This window comes from Pseudomonas sp. B22(2017) (genome assembly GCF_002113105.1).
Taxonomy (GTDB): Bacteria; Pseudomonadota; Gammaproteobacteria; order Pseudomonadales; family Pseudomonadaceae; genus Aquipseudomonas; species Aquipseudomonas asiatica.
In genome coordinates, this window is sequence record NZ_NEJN01000015.1 from 16,097 (window position 1) to 33,913 (window position 17,817).

Consider the following 17,817-nt stretch of genomic DNA (forward strand, 5'->3'; position numbering starts at 1 on the left):
CGAGAGCTGAAACGATGTCATCGTGACATTGAACCATGACCGCCTGGTCTACTTCGCTCAGTCAACGGAGCTTAAGCCTTGCAGCACTTTGCACTGTAATCCGCGCCTAACAGGAAGGGTCGATAGATTATGGAATGCCGAAGGTGGGCCCCTCCCGAGTCACGCAGCTTTTGAACTGAGGCTACTAGACCGTGGTTTTGTACGAGAATTCCGCATGCTGGGAAAACGTGGCGAAACCGCGTCTGGAGCCTCTTGGGATCCAGCATTGCTTTCATTGAATTGCCTTCAAAGGTAAACATACGTTGATTGGCATTTTTGGGGCAGAGCGCAATGCTGGGTGTAAGGAATTCACTATCCCTGTGGGGGCACCGGTGCAGCCGGCGCCATATACCGAATCATACTCTTCGCGGGTAAATCCGCTCCCACAGGGTTAGTGCAAACCTTTGAGCCTTGAGCAAGACTAACCAGCGCACTGCTGCTGAATCAGGGGTCCAGCCGTCGCTGCTGGTACATCCAATCCACAATCTCGCCTTCCGGCGAATAGCCGCTCACAGTTTCGCGCAACAACTGCCGTACCCGCACAAAATCATCTGCTGCCACCGCCGCCAGCAATTGCCGCAGTGCATCCTTGAGCATATCCCAGGCCAGGAAGTCTTCGTTGGCGCTCATGATCATCGGGTGGCGAGTGGCAATCACGTTATCGCCAATTAGCAGCTCCTCGTACAGCTTCTCACCTGGCCGCAGACCGCTGAACTCGATGGCAATATCGCCCAACGGGTTACGTTCGGAGCGCACGCTGAAGCCGGACAGGTGAATCATCTTCTCAGCCAGCTCCACAATCTTCACCGGCTCGCCCATATCCAGCACGAACACATCACCACCCTTGCCCATCGACCCGGCCTGAATCACCAGCTGCGCCGCTTCGGGGATGGTCATGAAGTAACGGGTGATCTTCGGATGGGTGACCGTCAGCGGGCCACCTGCCTTGATCTGTTTGTGGAAAAGCGGAATCACCGAGCCCGACGAGCCCAGCACATTGCCGAAGCGAACCATGGTGAAGCGTGTCTTGTTCACCTGCGAGACATTGCTGCTGTCGCCGAACAGCACTGGCGCCATTTCCCGGCTAAGGGCTTGCAGGGTCATTTCCGCCAAACGTTTGGTGCTGCCCATCACGTTGGTAGGGCGCACAGCTTTGTCGGTAGAAATTAGCACGAAGTTGGCAACGCCGGCCTGCAGCGCAGCCTGGGCGGTGTGCAAGGTGCCGATGACGTTGTTCATCAAACCTTCGGCGATGTTGTGCTCGACCATCGGTACATGCTTGTAGGCCGCAGCGTGATACACGGTATCAACCCGCCAGGTCTTCATGATGTCGAGCATCTGCGGCTGGTTGCGCACCGAGCCCAGGATCGGGATCAGGTTGATCGACAACGACTCACGGGCAACACGCTGCTCCAGCTCCGAGAGGATATTGTAGAGGTTGAATTCGCTGTGATCGAACAGCAGCAAGGTCTTGGGGGATTGCCCGAGAATCTGCCGGCAAAGCTCGGAGCCGATGGACCCGCCTGCTCCAGTGACCAATACCGTCTGCTCGACAATGCAATGCTCCAGCAAGTCGCTTTGCGCAGGCACGGCATCACGGCCCAGCAAATCGGCAATGTCAACTTCCTGGATGTCATCCACCTTGACCTTACCACTGGCCAGGTCCATGAAACCGGGCACACTGCGTACGTGCAGCGGGAAGCTTTCAAGGAAGTTGAGGATTTCGCGTCGACGGGTGCGGGTAGACGATGGAATCGCCAGCAGAATCTCGTGCGCCCCTGTTACATCGATCATCCGCTGAAGCTGGTCGGGGTGATAAACCTGCAAGCCTGCAATCACCCGGTCGGTGATGCTGGCGTCATCATCAATAAAAGCCACCGGGCGCATGGCCTTATCCATGCGCAATGCAGCCACAAGCTGGTTGCCGGCCGCACCCGCGCCGTAAATCGCTACGCGCGGCAGACCGTCGCCGCGGCTGGCGAACGGCACGTGCTGCACCGCGGCGGAGAACCAGTCGCCCAGGAAGTACTGACGCATGGCCAACCGCAAGCCACCGATCATGATCAGGCTGAGCCACCAATAGTTGAAAGTGATCGAACGAGGGACGACGTTTTGGTGGTTGCTAGACCAGTAAATGATGAACCCGAGGATCAGCGCGGAGAGTGTCACGGCCTTGATGATGGCGATCAGTGCGTCGTTGCCGAAGTAGCGCATTACCGCGCGGTACAGGCCGAAGCGGATGAACAGCGGGATCGACACAACGGGGGCACAGAGGAACAGCCAACCGTGGTCGATAATTGGGTTGGCCAGATCATCAATTCCAAGACGGACCACGAAGGCCAGCCAGAGCGCAACCCAGATCAGGAGCACATCAGTAGACAATTGCAGCAGCCGTTTCTGGCGCCGCGTAAGCTGTAGAAGCCAACTGCGCATCTTGTTATCGCCTCCTTGTGTCATGGGTAGTCAGGCCTCTCGCAGTCCAGCTTTAAACTTTATTGCCAAAAAGACCAATGGTGCATAAGCCATTACAAGCCCTGTGATGCCATCAAGCTTGCCTGAACCGACCAATAATGCGAATGGTATCAACCATACGGTGTTGATCAGGAGGACGCTGAGGGTCACTACCCGATGGCTCCCGTACTGCCTCGACGCGAACTGGTACGCATGGCTGCGATGAGCTTCATGGGCCTTCTCTCCTCTCAAAAGCCGCCGGATGAGTGTCCAGGTCGCATCGACAACGAATACACCCAGCAGGATCAGCCAGCTCCAGAAAAAAGCAGGCGAAACCCAAGTGGCCTGTAGGGCCAGCAGTCCAAGCATGATACCCAGAAAACCACTACCGGCATCGCCCATGAAGATTTTTGCGGGCGGGAAATTCCATATCAGGAAGCCCGCCACTGAGGCTAACATCAGGCCTGACAGCCACAGTTGCGAAGCCTGCCCTCCAAGCCAGCAGAGCAGTGCGCCCCCCATACACGCCGTCACGGCCTGGACGCTGGCCAAACCGTCAATACCATCCATGAAATTATACAAATTGAGCAGCCAGACCAGATAGACAGCAGCCAGCAAATGCCCAACAAGCCCAAGATTGAAGACCGTACCGAAAAGCTCGAGCGGTGGGGCGCCGTCCAACCAGACCAAACCCCACGCAGCTGCGGAAAAATGCCCTAGCAATCGCCAGCGCGCGGGAACGTGGCCATGATCATCAAGGAACCCTACGAGCGCCGCGATCAAGCCAGCACCGAATAGCCCCCATAAAAGGGAAGTGTGCAGTGCACCGGCGAACGCCAGCGCCAGAAGCCCAACCAGGAATGACACCACAATAGCAACACCGCCACCGCGGGGTGTTGGCACTGTATGTGAACTGCGTGCGTTTGGCACATCGATCATGCTGGCAGACAGAGCGTAGCGGCGGAGCGCTCCAGTCAGGAAATACGAAACAATAACGGTGATGGGTAACAACAACCAAAGGGTCATTTGGATTCCTGCTGACGGTAGTCTTTCACAGTGCGCTTCAATTCATCGGCAACCGATAACCGTGGCTGCCATCCAAGCAGCCGGTAGTTTTTTTCGATATCCACCTGTAAGGAGCCGCAAAGCCGCCCCACCTCGGCCTTCCTCCCAAGCAGCGCCGCCATGCCAGATAACAACGCTGATGGAAATGGCACCAACCTCGACGTCTTGCCGAGAGCATTGGCAACCTTGCGCAGCAACGCTGGCGTCGAGAGGTCTTCTCCATCAGAAATCAGAAATACCTGGTTAGCGGCATTCGGATGACTGATGCAATGGATCAAGAAACCGATCAGGTTAGTCAAGCCAACCAGGCTACGGCTGTTGTGGACGGTGGCCAGCGGTAACGGGATACCTCGATCCATCCATCTGATCATTTTCAGGAAGTTGGCCTTGACCCCCGGGCCATAAATCAGCGGAGGCCTGACGATCACGACATCCATCGCGCTTTCAGCTGCAATGGCCATCAACCCCTGCTCGGCCTCCCATTTGGATAGGCCATAGGGGTCGGTCGGTGAGCAGCAGTCATCCGGACGGAAGGGCTGGAGGGTCGTTTGCTCACCATTAACCTTGATGGAGCTCAGGTAGATGAACCGGCGCACACCTGCTTTGGCAGCCTGCCGGGCAAGCGCCAGCGTGCCGTCAACATTGACCTGGCGAAACGCAGACAACGGGTCAGCAGTGGTCTCGGTCATGACATGCACTCGGGCAGCACAATGCACTACAACATCCACACCCGACAGCGCAGCCCCCCAGTCGGTCCCACCGTTGATGGCAGGCACCTGCACACTTTTTACCAAAGGGTTGGTTACCGGCGATCTTTCCCGAACCTGGGCCACGACATCATACGTTTGGGTGCTCAACAGGGCGGCCACAAGTGCGCTACCAACGAAGCCTGTGGAGCCCGTCACGAGCACGCGCTCTTTCGCTGCATTGCTCATCGGTGAAATCCTTCATATTGTTCAATGAGCAGGGCCGAGCACCGCCTCGAATCGAAATCCCTTCTGGCGCGCGCCTTCGCTTGGATGGCCATGTCACTCAGCTGATCTGGCTGAGAAAGTAACGAACCAATCGCATCAGACAACGCCCCCGCGTTCCTCACAGGAACCAGCAGCCCGGTTTGGCCATCAACAATAGCGTCGCTCAGACCATAGATGTCGGTACCTACAGTAGGCAGGCCCATTGCAGCAGCTTCGATCACTACGGTGCCAAACCCTTCCCGATAGCTGGGCAAGCAAAGCAAATCTGCTGCAGCCATATACTTTTCTGGTTCGGCCTGGAGCCCAAGCACCTTTACATGCGAAGCGCGCTCACCGGCAAGGTAAGCCTCGACGATCTCTCGCCCGTCAGCTTCGTATGGCCCGACCAGAATGAGATAGAGATCTTGGTGCAACCCGCTCAAGAGTTTGAATGCTTCCATGAGTTCGCGGATGCCTTTATCCGGTGTGACCCTGCCGACAAACAGCAAAACTTTGGCACTGGAGGGGATACCAAGTTCCATTCGGGTCTGCGCAACAGCGGCGGGAGCAAAACGTCCAGCGTCAAACCGCGCCATATCGACACCGGCAAGAGAGCCCAGGCCAATAACTGAAATTTTTTCCGCTGGGACCACCCCTTCACGAACAAGAAAATCTCGTTGGCTGGCACTGTCGGTAAAGCTATGGCTGTTTAACGCAGCAATAAGCTTGTCACAGAATTTTAGGAGACTTTTTTTTGCGCCTGTCGTAGTGACCCACGGTTGCCCGGTGTAAGTATGCAAACGAACCTTCACACCCGCTAAGCGTGACGCAATAGCTGTTAGCAACCCGGCTTTCGGCGTCGTGGAATGAACAATGTCATAGCGCTGCGTGCGGAACAAAATGACAAGCCGTACCAAGCTGCACAGATCTTTCAGCGGGCTGATTTCTCGGGCTATATTGACCGGAATAAACTTGAGGTCTGGTCGTGACCGTAAAGTGTCACTCATGTCGTCATTGCTGGCAATGACGTGCACTTCTGCACCTGCTTCATGCAGGGCGCTGAGTTGAGCACTTAACTGAGTGACGACAAAAAACGGAACCGTCGAGATCCGTGCCACTCTTAGGCCATTAATCGACATGTTGTTTGATCCCAATACGCTATTCAATTATAAATCGCTCAACCGCCACAAGATGAAAGCCGCTAATGCTTATTCACTACTTCGCCAATATGTGCAGGTACATTATATTGGGGCACAAAGTCCAATTGAGCTCTTAGTTTGTCAGCCGGGTAAGTCGTCTTGTTCACGAGTGCATCAACTCGCCCCTGTGTCAACGGTAACCGCATAATATTACCAGCCATCCACACCGCAGCCCTCACCGCTTTTTCAGGCACTCGCAGTCGTGGCGAGGGAACACCTTGGCACGCTGCCAAAGCGTCTACAACGTCCCGCAGCGGGCAATCATTGGACAGGTTGTAAATTTGCCTAGAGGCACGAGGATCGATAGCACAGCGCACGAGGGCAGCAGCGACGTCGTCGGCGTGGACATACGTTGCGATGGCCTCTTCCCGGCCAACATAGAAAAATGCCCGTTTACGAATGATCGCTGCCAGTTGACGGATGGAAGCGTTGGGCATGTCGCTAGCAAATACATTTGATGGGCGCAGAATGCTCCAGTCCGCCGCTTGTCCCTGCAAAGCAGGGTGGGACATGATCAGCTTATCCGCATCGGTCTTGGTAGTTTCATAGGGTCCTTGGGGGTTAACGGCTGTGACCTCCGTGACTATGCGGCTGCGGCCAACCGCCGGGCCGTAGGCCCCAACGCTGCTCAACTGAACCCAGCGCACAGGCCGCGCCGCCCCACTTCTACCACTGACGGCACCTAGTAAGCGTTCAACCGCTTTCACATGCAGTGGGGCCATCAACTGTTCGTTCCTGATCTCCCCTGCGCAGTTGATGATCACATCACAACCATCTACCAGAGCATCAACGTCCAGGCGCTCACTTGTAAGGTCACCGACAAATACCTCTACCCGATCGTTGGCCAAGCGGCCTGATTGACGAGTCAAGATGCGCACCGAGCACTGCTGCTCCGCTAGCACCTTGAGCAGGCGCGCTCCGATGAAGCCATTTGCACCCAAAACTAGAATTTTCAAGCCGGCCCTCCTGTAGCGAAATCTGCCACGCCCATTTACATGCCGCCGAATATATCAAGCAAATGATAAGGCAAAAATGGGCTAGGCCCTTGCCCCGACTCCTGCAAGTAGTTCCTGTAGCTTGCCACCATCGCCAGAAGGCCAACGGCTGAAAAACCAAACTTGATTACCCAGTCAAGGGGCCGGTCATCGTCGTTATAGGCCACCAAAACCGCCAATGGAAGGGCAAAAGACAAAAGATCAAGGAAGCGTAGACCGGCGTAGCTGACGCTAGCCAACACCAATGATGCCATCGTCAAGATTACTGTAAGTAGCATCAGTTTAAATTTATCGCTCCGATGCATCCGCGAAGCAGCCACTGACAGCAGCATCACAGCTATGACCGCGACTTTACTCAGCCCGGAAAAATTTGCTGGCGAAGAAACAGCGCTATAGGCGTTAAATTTCATCAGAAAGTAGTCGCTTTTCATAAACAGTATCGAGGCGGTTGCCAGCACGAGGCCGACTGCGCCCCCAACACTACTCCACCGAGCCCAACGCATGCGCAGTAGCAACAAGTAGGCCAAATTAAAAATTGAGGAATAATGAAACCCTAGCGCCACCACTGAAAAAAAGGCCCGCCGTGAGTAACGAAGCCTCCGCACCCACTGAAACGTCAGCAACAAGAAAACGCTAGCTAGGCCAAGGCGCAATGTATTCATACTGTACTGGTAAATGAACGCTGGCAAAAAACAAGACAATAAAAAGAAGCGCTCATTTTTATTGGAGTAAAATACATAATAAAACAACACTAAAAAAAGAAGCAACGCAAACAACCTGACTGCGCCCACCGCTGACCCTGTGATAGTTTTAAAGAGCCAACCCAAGAATGTAAATATCGGCTCCACTCCGCCCGCAACAATATCTGAGCCAGCCGATTCCAATAGCCACTCATAGGTATTTGTATCTGTACCGACAGAGCCCCTGAGTATGACCGGCACTGCAACAATAAAAACCACCAAAGCAGCAGGAATTCTACTTCTATTTTTGGTAATTTCAGATGCGACAAGCGCCAGCAACATCACTGCCCAGCCGAAGATATAGATCATTGACACTTTCGCACAGAGGAGTTGAGGACACGCCGAGCAAACTTCATCAACGACCAAGACACCGCGAGCAAGAATGGCATAATACCAATTTTTCTGCGCCGGAGCAGCGAGACATGAACGCCCAACTCACCTTGTTCCATCCGCCAGAGCTGTCCACTTAAGCCAGAATCACCATAAACAGGCTTGAATGTTCGGACAAGTGGGAAGTCTATATTGTAGCACCCCCCTCCTCCGTAACAGATATCGCACCAAAGCTGATAATCTTCACAGTAGCGTTTATCACGTGTGAAGCGCTCTCCAATGTCCCGACGCAGCATCACAGAAGATGTTGTAAACCTATTGGAAAATAGCAACTGCCTCGCCGTTACCTGCGCAAAGCCAATAGTTTCTCTGAAGGATTCATTTCGCATACCTGAACCAAAATATTGGCCCAACAGCACTGCTTCGGGATGTGACTCAAGCCAATTATATTGAAGTTCTATTTTCCGCTCATACCAACAATCGTCGGAATCCAGAAAAGCTATGTATTGGCCACTCGCTTCAGACCAGCCGGCATTACGCGCATTACCAGGCCCACCATTTTGCGGCATGGCAATTACCTTCACCCACCCCGCCGGGTATTTGCGCTGTTCGAGATAAAGTTGCTGTAGCGTATCATCGGGGCTGCAGTCATCGACCAAAATCACTTCAAGGGGCCTTATAGACTGTGCAAACACCGACTCGACCGCACGCGAAATCGATTCCGTGCTTCGATAGCAAGGGACAATAACACTGACAGAAGCATTGAGCACAGCTGACCACCCTTTTCATTACAGCCAGACCTTATGGTCTAGCCATTCTTAAACCTCAGGCGTTACGCCTTGAGCGCTTGCTGTATGTATTCCAGTTTCAACAGCGTATCCTTGATCTCGGCTATGGACAGCAGAGTGGTGTTATGCGACGTATAATCATCCAGCAGGGAGACTTCTTCCTCGCCATTGGATGAATATTTCTCGTAGTTCAGGTCTCTGTTATCGGCAGGAATTCTGTAGTACCGCCCCATGTCCTCAGCCTTCGCCATCTCCTCACGAGAGATGAGCGACTCATAAAGCTTCTCACCGTGCCTCGTCCCAATCACCTTTACTTCAGTGGTCAGCACAAACAGCTCTTGAAGAGCGAGAGCCAAGTCACCCACCGTCGAAGCAGGTGCCTTCTGCACAAAGATATCCCCTTGCTGGGAATGTTCGAATGCGTGCAGGACCAAATCGACAGAGTCCTCCAAAGACATGAGGAAGCGCGTCATATTAGGATCGGTCACCGTCAACGGCTGACCATTTTTCAATTGGTTGACGAACAACGGAATTACCGACCCACGTGACGCCATGACATTGCCATAGCGGGTCGCGCAAATCACTGTTGGCGAACTTGCGGGGATCATCCGAGATTTGGCAATCACCAGTTTTTCCGCCAACGCCTTGGAAATCCCCATGGCGTTGATCGGGTAGACCGCTTTATCGGTACTCAACACCACAACCCGCTTCACCTTGCACTCCACGGCCGCGTTGAGCACATTCTCAGTCCCTAGGACATTAGTCTTAACAGCCTCCATGGGGAAAAACTCGCAAGAAGGTACCTGCTTCAGCGCTGCCGCATGGAAGATGTAATCAACCCCGACCATTGCTTGAATCAAGCTGGAGTAATCACGCACATCTCCAATATAAAATTTTACCTTGTCGTTACCCAAGGCAATACGCATGTCCTCTTGCTTTTTTTCATCACGGCTAAAAATACGAATTTCCTTGACGTCCGTATCAAGAAAACGCTTCAGCACTGTATTACCAAACGAACCGGTACCGCCCGTGATCATCAATACTTTATTTTTAAACATGTTTAAGCCCTAAAAACTTTTTATTTAAAATCACGCATACTGGCAATCAAATCATCCCAGCTTGGCGGTACGTAACCCGTGGCCTCACGAAAACGTGAAGAGTCCAATGAGCGATCAATAACCAGCGAGTCATCTGCAGTGATACTCACGCTCTTACCATAAATTTTTGCGACCTTTTCCAACAAGGAGAACTTATCAATCGCCTCGGCGGAGACATGGTACAGCCCATTCAACTTGGCATTCGGCAACACATAGTCACCAATAATGCGACCAATTTCTACCGTGGGCAGACCCGAAAAAATTGCCCGTCGGAAGCCTTTGACCGCACCTGCCTGGGACAGAAACCAGTCTATAAGCGATTTATTACTGGTCAACTCATGACCTATAATTGACGTCCTGAGCGTAATCGCATTACTGGCGTCGCTGACTTCACCAATGTATTTTGATTTACCATAAAGGTCTTGCGCATCAGACGCATCAGCCTCTACGTACATCCCTTTATCACCAGCATACACACAATCAGTACTGACATGAACCAGGCGCGCATCGATTAAACTAGCCATTTTTTGCAGGCGATGTGGCAACAACGAATTAATAGGCAACACAGCGAGCGGGTCATTGGCGGTAGATAACTGCTTGATCAAGCCCGTGCAATTGACGATCACTGCAGGTCGGTGCTCATTTAGTAGCGACAGCAATTCATCCTGGTTCAGCACATCTACGCCATTCAGTAGACGGCTCTGCTCAGCTGCGGAAAAATATTTGAATACGGCCGCGCTGCGCACTGTACCCCAGACATCATAACGCGGATCAGCAGCCAGACGCCTGAACACTGCGTTGCCTAACATGCCGGAAGCACCAAGCACCATTATCTTCATTATAATTCTCCCTAATTGCGATAGCCTATACTGTCACATCATCTGAGTCCAGCAAGGTGCCTGCGAAATACTACCACCCCTACAGCGCCTATCACTGCAGAAGAGATGCAAGTTACTGTGACCACAGCAAATCCAGCTGTGAACCACAGCGAACATACAAAAAACGCACAGTTTGCCAAGACCGCAGCGACCCCGCCCGCTGCAAGCCCTGCGCTATAAGCTTTGATTAGCCAAGGGAAGCGACGGCAAGTGAAATACGCCGTACACATGAGCGAAAAGAAATTGTAAAGCCCCCATGTATACCCCCCCCCGACGGCGCCAAACTGCGATACCAACGCCGGCAAAGCCAGCAACATGATCGGCATTGCTATGAGGTTGAGGCGGAAAGACAGCGATGTCCAACCGGCAGCCAACTGCAGCGCAAACGGTATGATCAGCAATGACTGCAATGCAGTCCCCATCAGTAGCCACGGCAACACTGAACTCATGCCATTTGCAATAAAGGGCTCGAACATCATGAGGAGCACGGGCTGACCAAACCAGATTACCGCGCTGCAAATAATGGTCATAACCAAGACAAACAAGACCAGCGCGGCACGAAACACTTTTTCGATTTGCTCAGACTCACCTAGTTTTAGATTTCTGGAAAATCTTGGGAATAAGACTGCATTGAATGCGGTAGAAAAAATGTACGGAAAGCCCGCTACTGTCGCTGCCAAACTATAATAAGCATACTCATCCAAGCTGAGCGCGCCGCTCATAAATATTTTATCACACTGCACTGTGACCACTGAGGTCAGGGAGATAAGAAACACCCCGCGACTAAATGCCAACCCGCTCGTAACATATTTTATATGAAGCCTTGCGCGCCCCAACAAAGCATGCCTGCGAAGCACCAAGAGCAACATCAACACATAAGCCAGTTGCACAGCAACCTGAACAATGAAATACCCTTTCACACCGCTTATCAAGGGAACCTCATTTACTAGCAGCAGCACCCCCAAGGTTCGCATCAACGAATAGGGAATGTATATTTTGTTGAGTGAGCGCTGTAGTTCGCATCCTGTAAACACTCCCTGCAGCAGCATCACCGGAAGATTCAGTCCGATGAAAATTGCCATGCAGAACAAGCAATACAACGCTTCCTCCGGGCTTATGGCTGCTAGCTTGAGCCAATGTGTGACAATTAGCGGCGCGGCACACGCTATTGCGACAGCGGCCACCAGGCCCATTGTCGCGAATACCAGTAGGTACGTATTTACCAGCGCATAGACTGAGCGTTGAACGCGTTGTTCTTTTTTGGCGCCCCTTATTCTCGCCAAACGTTGAATAACAGTACTGGTAAGCCCGCCCTCCAATACCATCAGCACCATTAATAGCGTTGTAAAAAAACCTACCAACCCTACCGCTTCCGCACCTAGGACATATGCCGCCAAGGGCAGAGAAACCATACTCGCCAACGCGTAAATCAGTTTTCCGGAAAAACTGGCAAGCAGCAGCGATGACAGATTGGCTATCTTCATTGACACGCCGTAACTCACTCAGCGCGTTGAGTAGTAGAGGTAGGTGAAGCGCAAATCTGCGCCCCCACCAAGCCGGCTGCAAGCCGCGCATCAAGCGCCTGCCTTGCAAGATAGACGTCATCAACGACTGCCACGACTTCTCGGCCATTACTCGCATTTGGCTTGAGCAACCGCTTGAATCGGGTCAAGGCATATCTAGTGACAACCGTCATGAGCTCGGATGCCATTCGAACAACGCCCACTTGAGTACTGCCCTTTTCTTGGGCCGCGCGGCGTGCGGAAAATATCTCCTTGGCATAGTCACGGTGATAGAACAAGCAAAGTGCGTACAACCGCGCGAGGTTGAATTGCTTTTGCCGCGCCTCGTCATTCAAACCTTCTAACGTCGCCCAGGCCGCATGCGCCCATACCGTCTCGACGCTAAAAAACATCGGCAATTCGGCCGGCCATTGTAGATCGGTGAAAGGCTTCATGTGAGGGTCGCTTTTCAGATCACCTTTATGTTTACCCATTGCACTGCGGCCACTGTTACTACCCCCCCCTCCACCCGGCATTGTGAAAGGAAAGTCAATCAACGTGTAGCTTCTACCGATAATCGCCAGCGACACGGATGCCGACATATCCGGGCTTGTCCCGTAGAAAACCCGGCCGCTGCGCGCACGCAATTCATCCAGCAGGGTCCGCTTAACAAGGCCATGGTAGAGCTTGGGCAGTGCATCCGTGCCCTGACACGCTTGATGCAAAGCTTCATCCAGCCGCGTACTGACATCATGCTTGACGCAATTACCGGCAAAACTTTCCAGATAGATACGACCGGCATGTGCAGCGCCATAGAATTTAGTTCTAAAGTCAGGCCAGTAGTAAAACGCCTTCACCTGCGGCGTCAGCATTTCGATATTGTGGGACTCTGCGTAGACGGCCGCTTCAATAATTTTTTCCGAGACAGTGTCGTCATCGCCAATCAGGCAAACATATTTACCATCGGCCAGAGCAATAGCCCGCTCATGATTTTCAGTCATGGACAGCCGGCTTTTCCAGTGGACGTAAATCAGCCGAGGATCGTCCTGAGTCGCCGCCCAAACAGCCAACTCGCATCCGTCAGTACTGGTATCATGCACAACCACCTGAAGTCGGTCACTTTGTATCTCCAGCAAGCTTTTTACGCAGGGTATCGCATACTTGGACCGGTTATGGGTTGGCACTACCACAGTGACTAAATATTGCTCACTCATTTTGCATCGAGACCTTTAAATTGTGATAAGCGATGTAGCCCTATCCAGACTGACCGGCAGACCTCATGGCACCGCAACAGACAACTTAACCGCAGCTTGTCATTTAGTTGAGCGTACGCGCCTGCCGGTAGTGCCATGCTTCACGGACAAGTGCGATGAACAAGCCAGCAAATAGGCCAAATAGTACACCCAAGATCACCAATAAAACTTTCCGTGGCTTGATCGGCCTGTCTGGCGTTTCTACAACACCATCCTGCCTATAAACAGCAAACTCACCTGAAACCTTATTGAAGGTCCGATAAAATGACACTTTCTCTTCGCGTTCGCGGAGCCCGTCAACGAACGGATCATCAGACGAACGCGTTTGCAGGTTTTGAATTTCCGACTCCAGCGCCTTGCTACCGCGCATATACATCAAAGAGCCCGTCATGCCAGCCGAAACTTCACCCGTGAGCGTACTGGAAATAATCGGTGGCTTTTCCAGATCAATCGACTTGGCAATTTTCAGAGCCTCTACCAACTGTGCGATCCGATCCTGACGCTCAAGCTTGGCACTGGCCCGCGCAGCATCAATGGATTGCTGAATATTAGCAGCTTCAACTTTAAAATCTGAAGCCACACGCTCAGCCAATTCCTTTTTGGTTTGCTCGCCCGCCAATTCGGCGTAGCGCACGGCCCAGTCAGCAGCTAACTGCGGATCCTCGGCCAACACCGTTACTGACGCGCGCGCGTCCGGCTCGCTTACAACCACGATAAACTGACTACTGAATTTGGCGTAAAGCCCGACGGGCGGCTTTTCGCGCAAATCTTCCCTTAAACTCGGCAAATAGACACGCTGATAAAACAGCTGACGCAAGGCATCAGACTGCAAGTTTCGCTTATAATCATCGTTTACTTCTTTGGCTGAAATCGGCGCCAATAGCCCAACCCCACCTCGTCCAAAATTCAACTGATTAATATCGCTTTCCAGCGGCGCTTGAAGCAGGACCTTAGCTTGGTAAATTGGCGTTATTACCATCGCATAGATCGCAAAGAGCGCCGTCAGTACAACTGTGACCGCCAGCACCAGCCAGCGCTGCCGCCACACCCCTTCCAGCAAATCAAAAATGTCAAATTCACGCTCTTGAACCAGGCGCCCACGATCATTGCGCATTTCTTTTAGTTTTCCTTGATTCCGACCATCTGAACGCTCTTTGGTATACCAAACACAGCAACCGTTTTTAGCACTCATACGGCACAGTATAGAAAATCGAGGGCAGCAGCAAATCGACACACGCACGTTCAGGCCGACACCTGCCTACCAGCAGCATAGAGTACATCATCAGCACTCATCCGACTTGAGATGAGGACAAAAACGATTAGTTCCCAAGCCGATGAAAAACGCTCAGATCAGCACGTCGATCAAGCAATGTTTACAGTCACCGAGCGCCCGATTTTTAAGCCGTGACTTATTAGCGCAAGCCTCAACGCAGCTTTCGCACTGGCTTCCCCATGCACCAATTGCACGCTCACAGCCGACTGTGTACCACCTAAAGCGAATCGGATCAGCCCTGCTTGGTCCGCATGCCCCGAATACCCGCTCAACGTCATCACCTTCAGCCGCACCTCATACATCCGCCCATCCAGATCAATCTGCACAAACCCTTCCGCCCCTTCACTCGCCTGTATCACCGCGCCCGGCGTGCCCTTGGCCTGGTAACCGACAAACATCACCTCGTGCCGTGGGTCCCCCAGCATGGCCTTGAGGTAATTGACAATACGCCCGCCCGAGCACATGCCATTGCCGGCAATCACGATCGCCGGCCGACCGGTGCTCTTCAGGTAATTGACCACCTGCTGGTGGCGGGCGTGGGTGTCCACGCTGATCAGCTGGCTGAAACCCAGCGGGTCGCGCCCTTCGGCAAGGCGCGCCCGGGCCTCGGCACTCCAATAGTCATGCAACTCGCGATACACGCCGGTAATGCGTTGGGCCAAGGGTGAGTCGAGGATGATAGGCAACTGCGACCAGTCGAGGGGGTCGCCATCAGGGGCCGGGCCGGCCTTGTTCAGCAAGGCCTTGCGATGAAGAATGCTTTCGAGCTCGTACAGCAACTCCTGGGTGCGGCCGAGGCTGAAAGCCGGTATGAGCAGCGTGCCCTGGTCAGCCAGAGCGCGGTCGATGGCCGCTTCCAGTCGCTGCTGACGGTCGCCTGCCGGCGGGTGCAGGCGGTCGCCGTAGGTGCTTTCCAGTACCAGTACATCGGCCCGTTCCGGGGGTTGCACTGGGCGCAGCAAGGGGTTGCCACAGGCGCCGAGGTCGCCGGAGAACACGTAGCGGGTGCTGGCGTTCGCGCGCTGCACATCGCATTCGACATAGGCCGAACCCAGCAGATGCCCGGCGCGCTGCAGGCGAATTTGGCAGTTGAGCCCTGGTTGCTCGACCAGGGTGTGCCACTGCTCGAAAGGCAGAGGCACGATCAGGTCGCGGATGAACTCCAGGTACCTTGCCACCTGGGCGGGCTCGCTGCTGATGCTCAGCTTGTAGGCGTCCTCCAGCACCAGTGGCAGCAGCCGGGCGGACGGCTCGCTGCACAGGATGGGGCCACGGTAGCCGGCAGCCAGCAGTGCCGGGATGCGGCCAACGTGGTCGAGATGCACATGGGTGATGACCAGGGCCTGGATGCCGTGCACATCAAAACCGAGCGGCGCCGATGCTGCGCCTGGCGCTGCCTCGGCGCCCTGCTCCAGGCCGCAGTCGATCAGCAGGCTGGTGGACAGGTCGAGGTGCAGTTGATGGCAGGAGCCAGTGACGCCGCGAGTGCCACCATGATGGAAAAGGACGGGATATTCCATGCTGCGCACACTCGCCTGGGCCGAAAATGAAGTGCGTTATTACTCCATGACGGCCGGCGCTGGCATAGGTGAGACTTTCCTAAAAGGATGTAGGAAATACCCTTAGTTACCGCTCAATGCTGCCTGGCGGGCAGAAGCCCTGATCTTGCGCTTGCTGCGCTGCACGCCGTACGCACCCAGCAGCGGACCGACCGCCAGGCCAATGACCAGGGCGGCCAGAACCAGCACGGCGACAGGCATGGCCGGGGCGGCCCAACCGAACAGGACCAACGAGACGGTCTGCTGATTCTCCAGCACGAAGAACAGCACCACAGCCGCCAACAGCAGCACGAACACCGCCGCCAGGGCGCGCTTGAGGTTACGCATCAGATTGCTCCTTGTGGAATCAGGTGTGGGCCTCATGCTCTTCTTCATTGACCCGGTCGCGCAACTCTTTGCCGGGCTTGAAGTGCGGCACGAACTTGCCTTCGAGGCTGACCGACTGGCCGGTCTTCGGGTTGCGGCCAACGCGAGGGGCGCGATAGTGCAGCGAGAAGCTGCCAAAACCGCGAATCTCGATGCGATCGCCGGTGGCAAGGCATTGTGACATCTGCTCAAGCATGGTCTTGATGGCAAGCTCCACGTCCTTGGACGAGAGCAGCCCCTGATGGGTGACAATACGTTCGATCAGCTCCGACTTCGTCATATTTTTCCCTTCGTTATCAAGCAGCTAGATCATTGCTTAACCAGTTTGTAGCACGCTGGGAGGGATTTGAACAGGGTGGTTCTTGACTTAATAAAAAAATTCAAGATTGAAGTTTTACAGGAATGGTCTAGCTGGCGGGGGCTGGAGGCGTGCGGCCAGGGGGGTGCGGTGACGCGGAGATCGAACGCCGCCCGCGCGGCGCATCGCGAGCTGCGCTCGCTCCTACGTTTGTTTCGGACCAGTCATTCCTGGGGGATTGCGCGCAAACGCCTTGGCGCATGTCTCGATATCGCGTGGAACAAACCAGGCGTTACCGGCCCGAGGCAAACGTAGGAGCGAGCGCAGCTCGCGATGCGCCGCGCGCGCGGCGCTCGACCTACCACACACCACAAACCTCGCGCCATCCACTTACATGCTGCAACCTTAATCCCCACCAGCATCCGCCCAACGCAACTACGCTACGACCATACGCCCGTGCTCAAGGATGAACACAATGCTCAAACCCCACGGCCACCGGCTTCGCCATGCACGATGCTCGGTACCAGGCAGGCTTTACCTGCTGACAACCGTTACCCATCAACGCCGACCTTTGTTTCAAAACTTCCACTATGCCCGCCTGGCTATCCACAACATGCGCCACGCAGAACAGAGACAGCACTGTCATTCTCTAGCGTGGGTAGTGATGCCAGACCACGTGCATTGGATGCTCGAATTGAAAAACACGACGCTTGGCACACTGATGCAACGGTTCAAGTGCCAGTCCAGCAGAGCATTGCACAAGGCCGGAGCGAAGGCGTCGCCGATCTGGCAAGCAGGTTATTACGACAGGGCCTTGCGCCGGGACGAGGATATTATCAAGGTAGCCAGATATATCGTGGCCAATCCGATTCGGGCGGGGCTGGTTAACAGGGCCGGCGATTACCCGCATTGGGATGCGGTTTGGCTTTGAGGGAGTGGGGGCGATGAGAAGGGGAGGGTTTGCCTGTGTATTGTTTGCTCCTGTCTAACTAACGTCAACCGCCATAACAATAGCGTGATGAGATACATAC

General features: G+C 54.0%; 16 protein-coding genes. 1 reads left to right on the top strand and 15 read right to left on the bottom strand.

Annotation, left to right across the window (positions count from 1 at the left end; translation table 11 throughout):
* Positions 1–483: 483 nt before the first annotated feature.
* The 15 genes from CAG18_RS22970 to ihfB all read right to left on the bottom strand — a co-directional run bounded on the left by CAG18_RS22970 (position 484) and on the right by ihfB (position 16,768).
* Positions 484–2,472 (bottom strand): nucleoside-diphosphate sugar epimerase/dehydratase, encoded by a 1,989-nt coding sequence (locus CAG18_RS22970; protein WP_256573435.1) that lies wholly within the window; start codon positions 2,470–2,472, stop codon positions 484–486.
* Positions 2,473–2,502: 30 nt separating this feature from the next.
* Positions 2,503–3,516: a glycosyltransferase family 4 protein gene (locus CAG18_RS22975; RefSeq protein WP_085721626.1), complete on the bottom strand. Its 1,014-nt coding sequence runs from the start codon at positions 3,514–3,516 to the stop codon at positions 2,503–2,505.
* Positions 3,513–4,490, bottom strand: coding sequence for an SDR family oxidoreductase (locus tag CAG18_RS22980; RefSeq protein WP_085721627.1), 978 nt, complete (start codon positions 4,488–4,490; stop codon positions 3,513–3,515). The genes CAG18_RS22975 and CAG18_RS22980 overlap by 4 nt, the downstream gene beginning before the upstream one ends.
* Entirely contained in the window at positions 4,487–5,647 is a 1,161-nt protein-coding gene (locus CAG18_RS22985) for a glycosyltransferase family 4 protein (protein ID WP_085721628.1), read from the bottom strand. Before CAG18_RS22985 ends, CAG18_RS22980 begins: the two co-directional genes overlap by 4 nt.
* 62 nt (positions 5,648–5,709) lie before the next feature.
* Positions 5,710–6,663 (bottom strand): NAD(P)-dependent oxidoreductase, encoded by a 954-nt coding sequence (locus CAG18_RS22990; RefSeq protein WP_085721629.1) that lies wholly within the window; start codon positions 6,661–6,663, stop codon positions 5,710–5,712.
* Between the two features lie 35 nt (positions 6,664–6,698).
* A complete protein-coding gene (locus CAG18_RS22995) occupies positions 6,699–7,751 on the bottom strand; it encodes an EpsG family protein (protein ID WP_085721630.1) in 1,053 nt (350 codons plus the stop codon).
* Positions 7,748–8,542, bottom strand: coding sequence for a glycosyltransferase family 2 protein (locus tag CAG18_RS23000; protein ID WP_085721631.1), 795 nt, complete (start codon positions 8,540–8,542; stop codon positions 7,748–7,750). Before CAG18_RS23000 ends, CAG18_RS22995 begins: the two co-directional genes overlap by 4 nt.
* 62 nt (positions 8,543–8,604) lie before the next feature.
* Positions 8,605–9,618 carry a polysaccharide biosynthesis protein gene (locus CAG18_RS23005; RefSeq protein WP_085721632.1) on the bottom strand — a complete coding sequence of 338 codons (1,014 nt, stop codon included), beginning with the start codon at positions 9,616–9,618 and terminating at the stop codon, positions 8,605–8,607.
* 20 nt (positions 9,619–9,638) lie between these two features.
* Entirely contained in the window at positions 9,639–10,496 is an 858-nt protein-coding gene (locus tag CAG18_RS23010) for an SDR family oxidoreductase (protein ID WP_085721633.1), read from the bottom strand.
* Positions 10,497–10,534: 38 nt separating this feature from the next.
* Positions 10,535–12,019, bottom strand: a complete 1,485-nt coding sequence (locus CAG18_RS23015; RefSeq protein WP_085721634.1) for a lipopolysaccharide biosynthesis protein — start codon at positions 12,017–12,019, stop codon at positions 10,535–10,537.
* A gap of 14 nt (positions 12,020–12,033) precedes the next feature.
* Complete coding sequence (locus CAG18_RS23020) at positions 12,034–13,251, bottom strand: glycosyltransferase family 2 protein (RefSeq protein WP_085721635.1); 1,218 nt, start codon at positions 13,249–13,251, stop codon at positions 12,034–12,036.
* Between the two features lie 103 nt (positions 13,252–13,354).
* The gene (locus tag CAG18_RS23025) at positions 13,355–14,404 is read right to left on the bottom strand and encodes an LPS O-antigen chain length determinant protein WzzB (protein WP_085721636.1); all 1,050 of its coding nucleotides are present in this window, start codon (positions 14,402–14,404) and stop codon (positions 13,355–13,357) included.
* Positions 14,405–14,652: 248 nt separating this feature from the next.
* Entirely contained in the window at positions 14,653–16,083 is a 1,431-nt protein-coding gene (locus tag CAG18_RS23030; RefSeq protein ID WP_085721637.1) for an MBL fold metallo-hydrolase RNA specificity domain-containing protein, read from the bottom strand.
* 102 nt (positions 16,084–16,185) lie between these two features.
* Positions 16,186–16,449, bottom strand: a complete 264-nt coding sequence (locus CAG18_RS23035; protein WP_016715026.1) for a lipopolysaccharide assembly protein LapA domain-containing protein — start codon at positions 16,447–16,449, stop codon at positions 16,186–16,188.
* A 19-nt stretch (positions 16,450–16,468) separates the two neighbouring features.
* On the bottom strand, positions 16,469–16,768 hold the full coding sequence (ihfB, locus tag CAG18_RS23040; protein ID WP_013971456.1) for an integration host factor subunit beta: 300 nt from the start codon (positions 16,766–16,768) through the stop codon (positions 16,469–16,471).
* Between the two features lie 493 nt (positions 16,769–17,261).
* Here ihfB and CAG18_RS23045 point away from each other — a divergent pair, with 493 nt between their 5' ends.
* Complete coding sequence (locus tag CAG18_RS23045) at positions 17,262–17,717, top strand: transposase (RefSeq protein ID WP_085721638.1); 456 nt, start codon at positions 17,262–17,264, stop codon at positions 17,715–17,717.
* Positions 17,718–17,817: the final 100 nt, after the last annotated feature.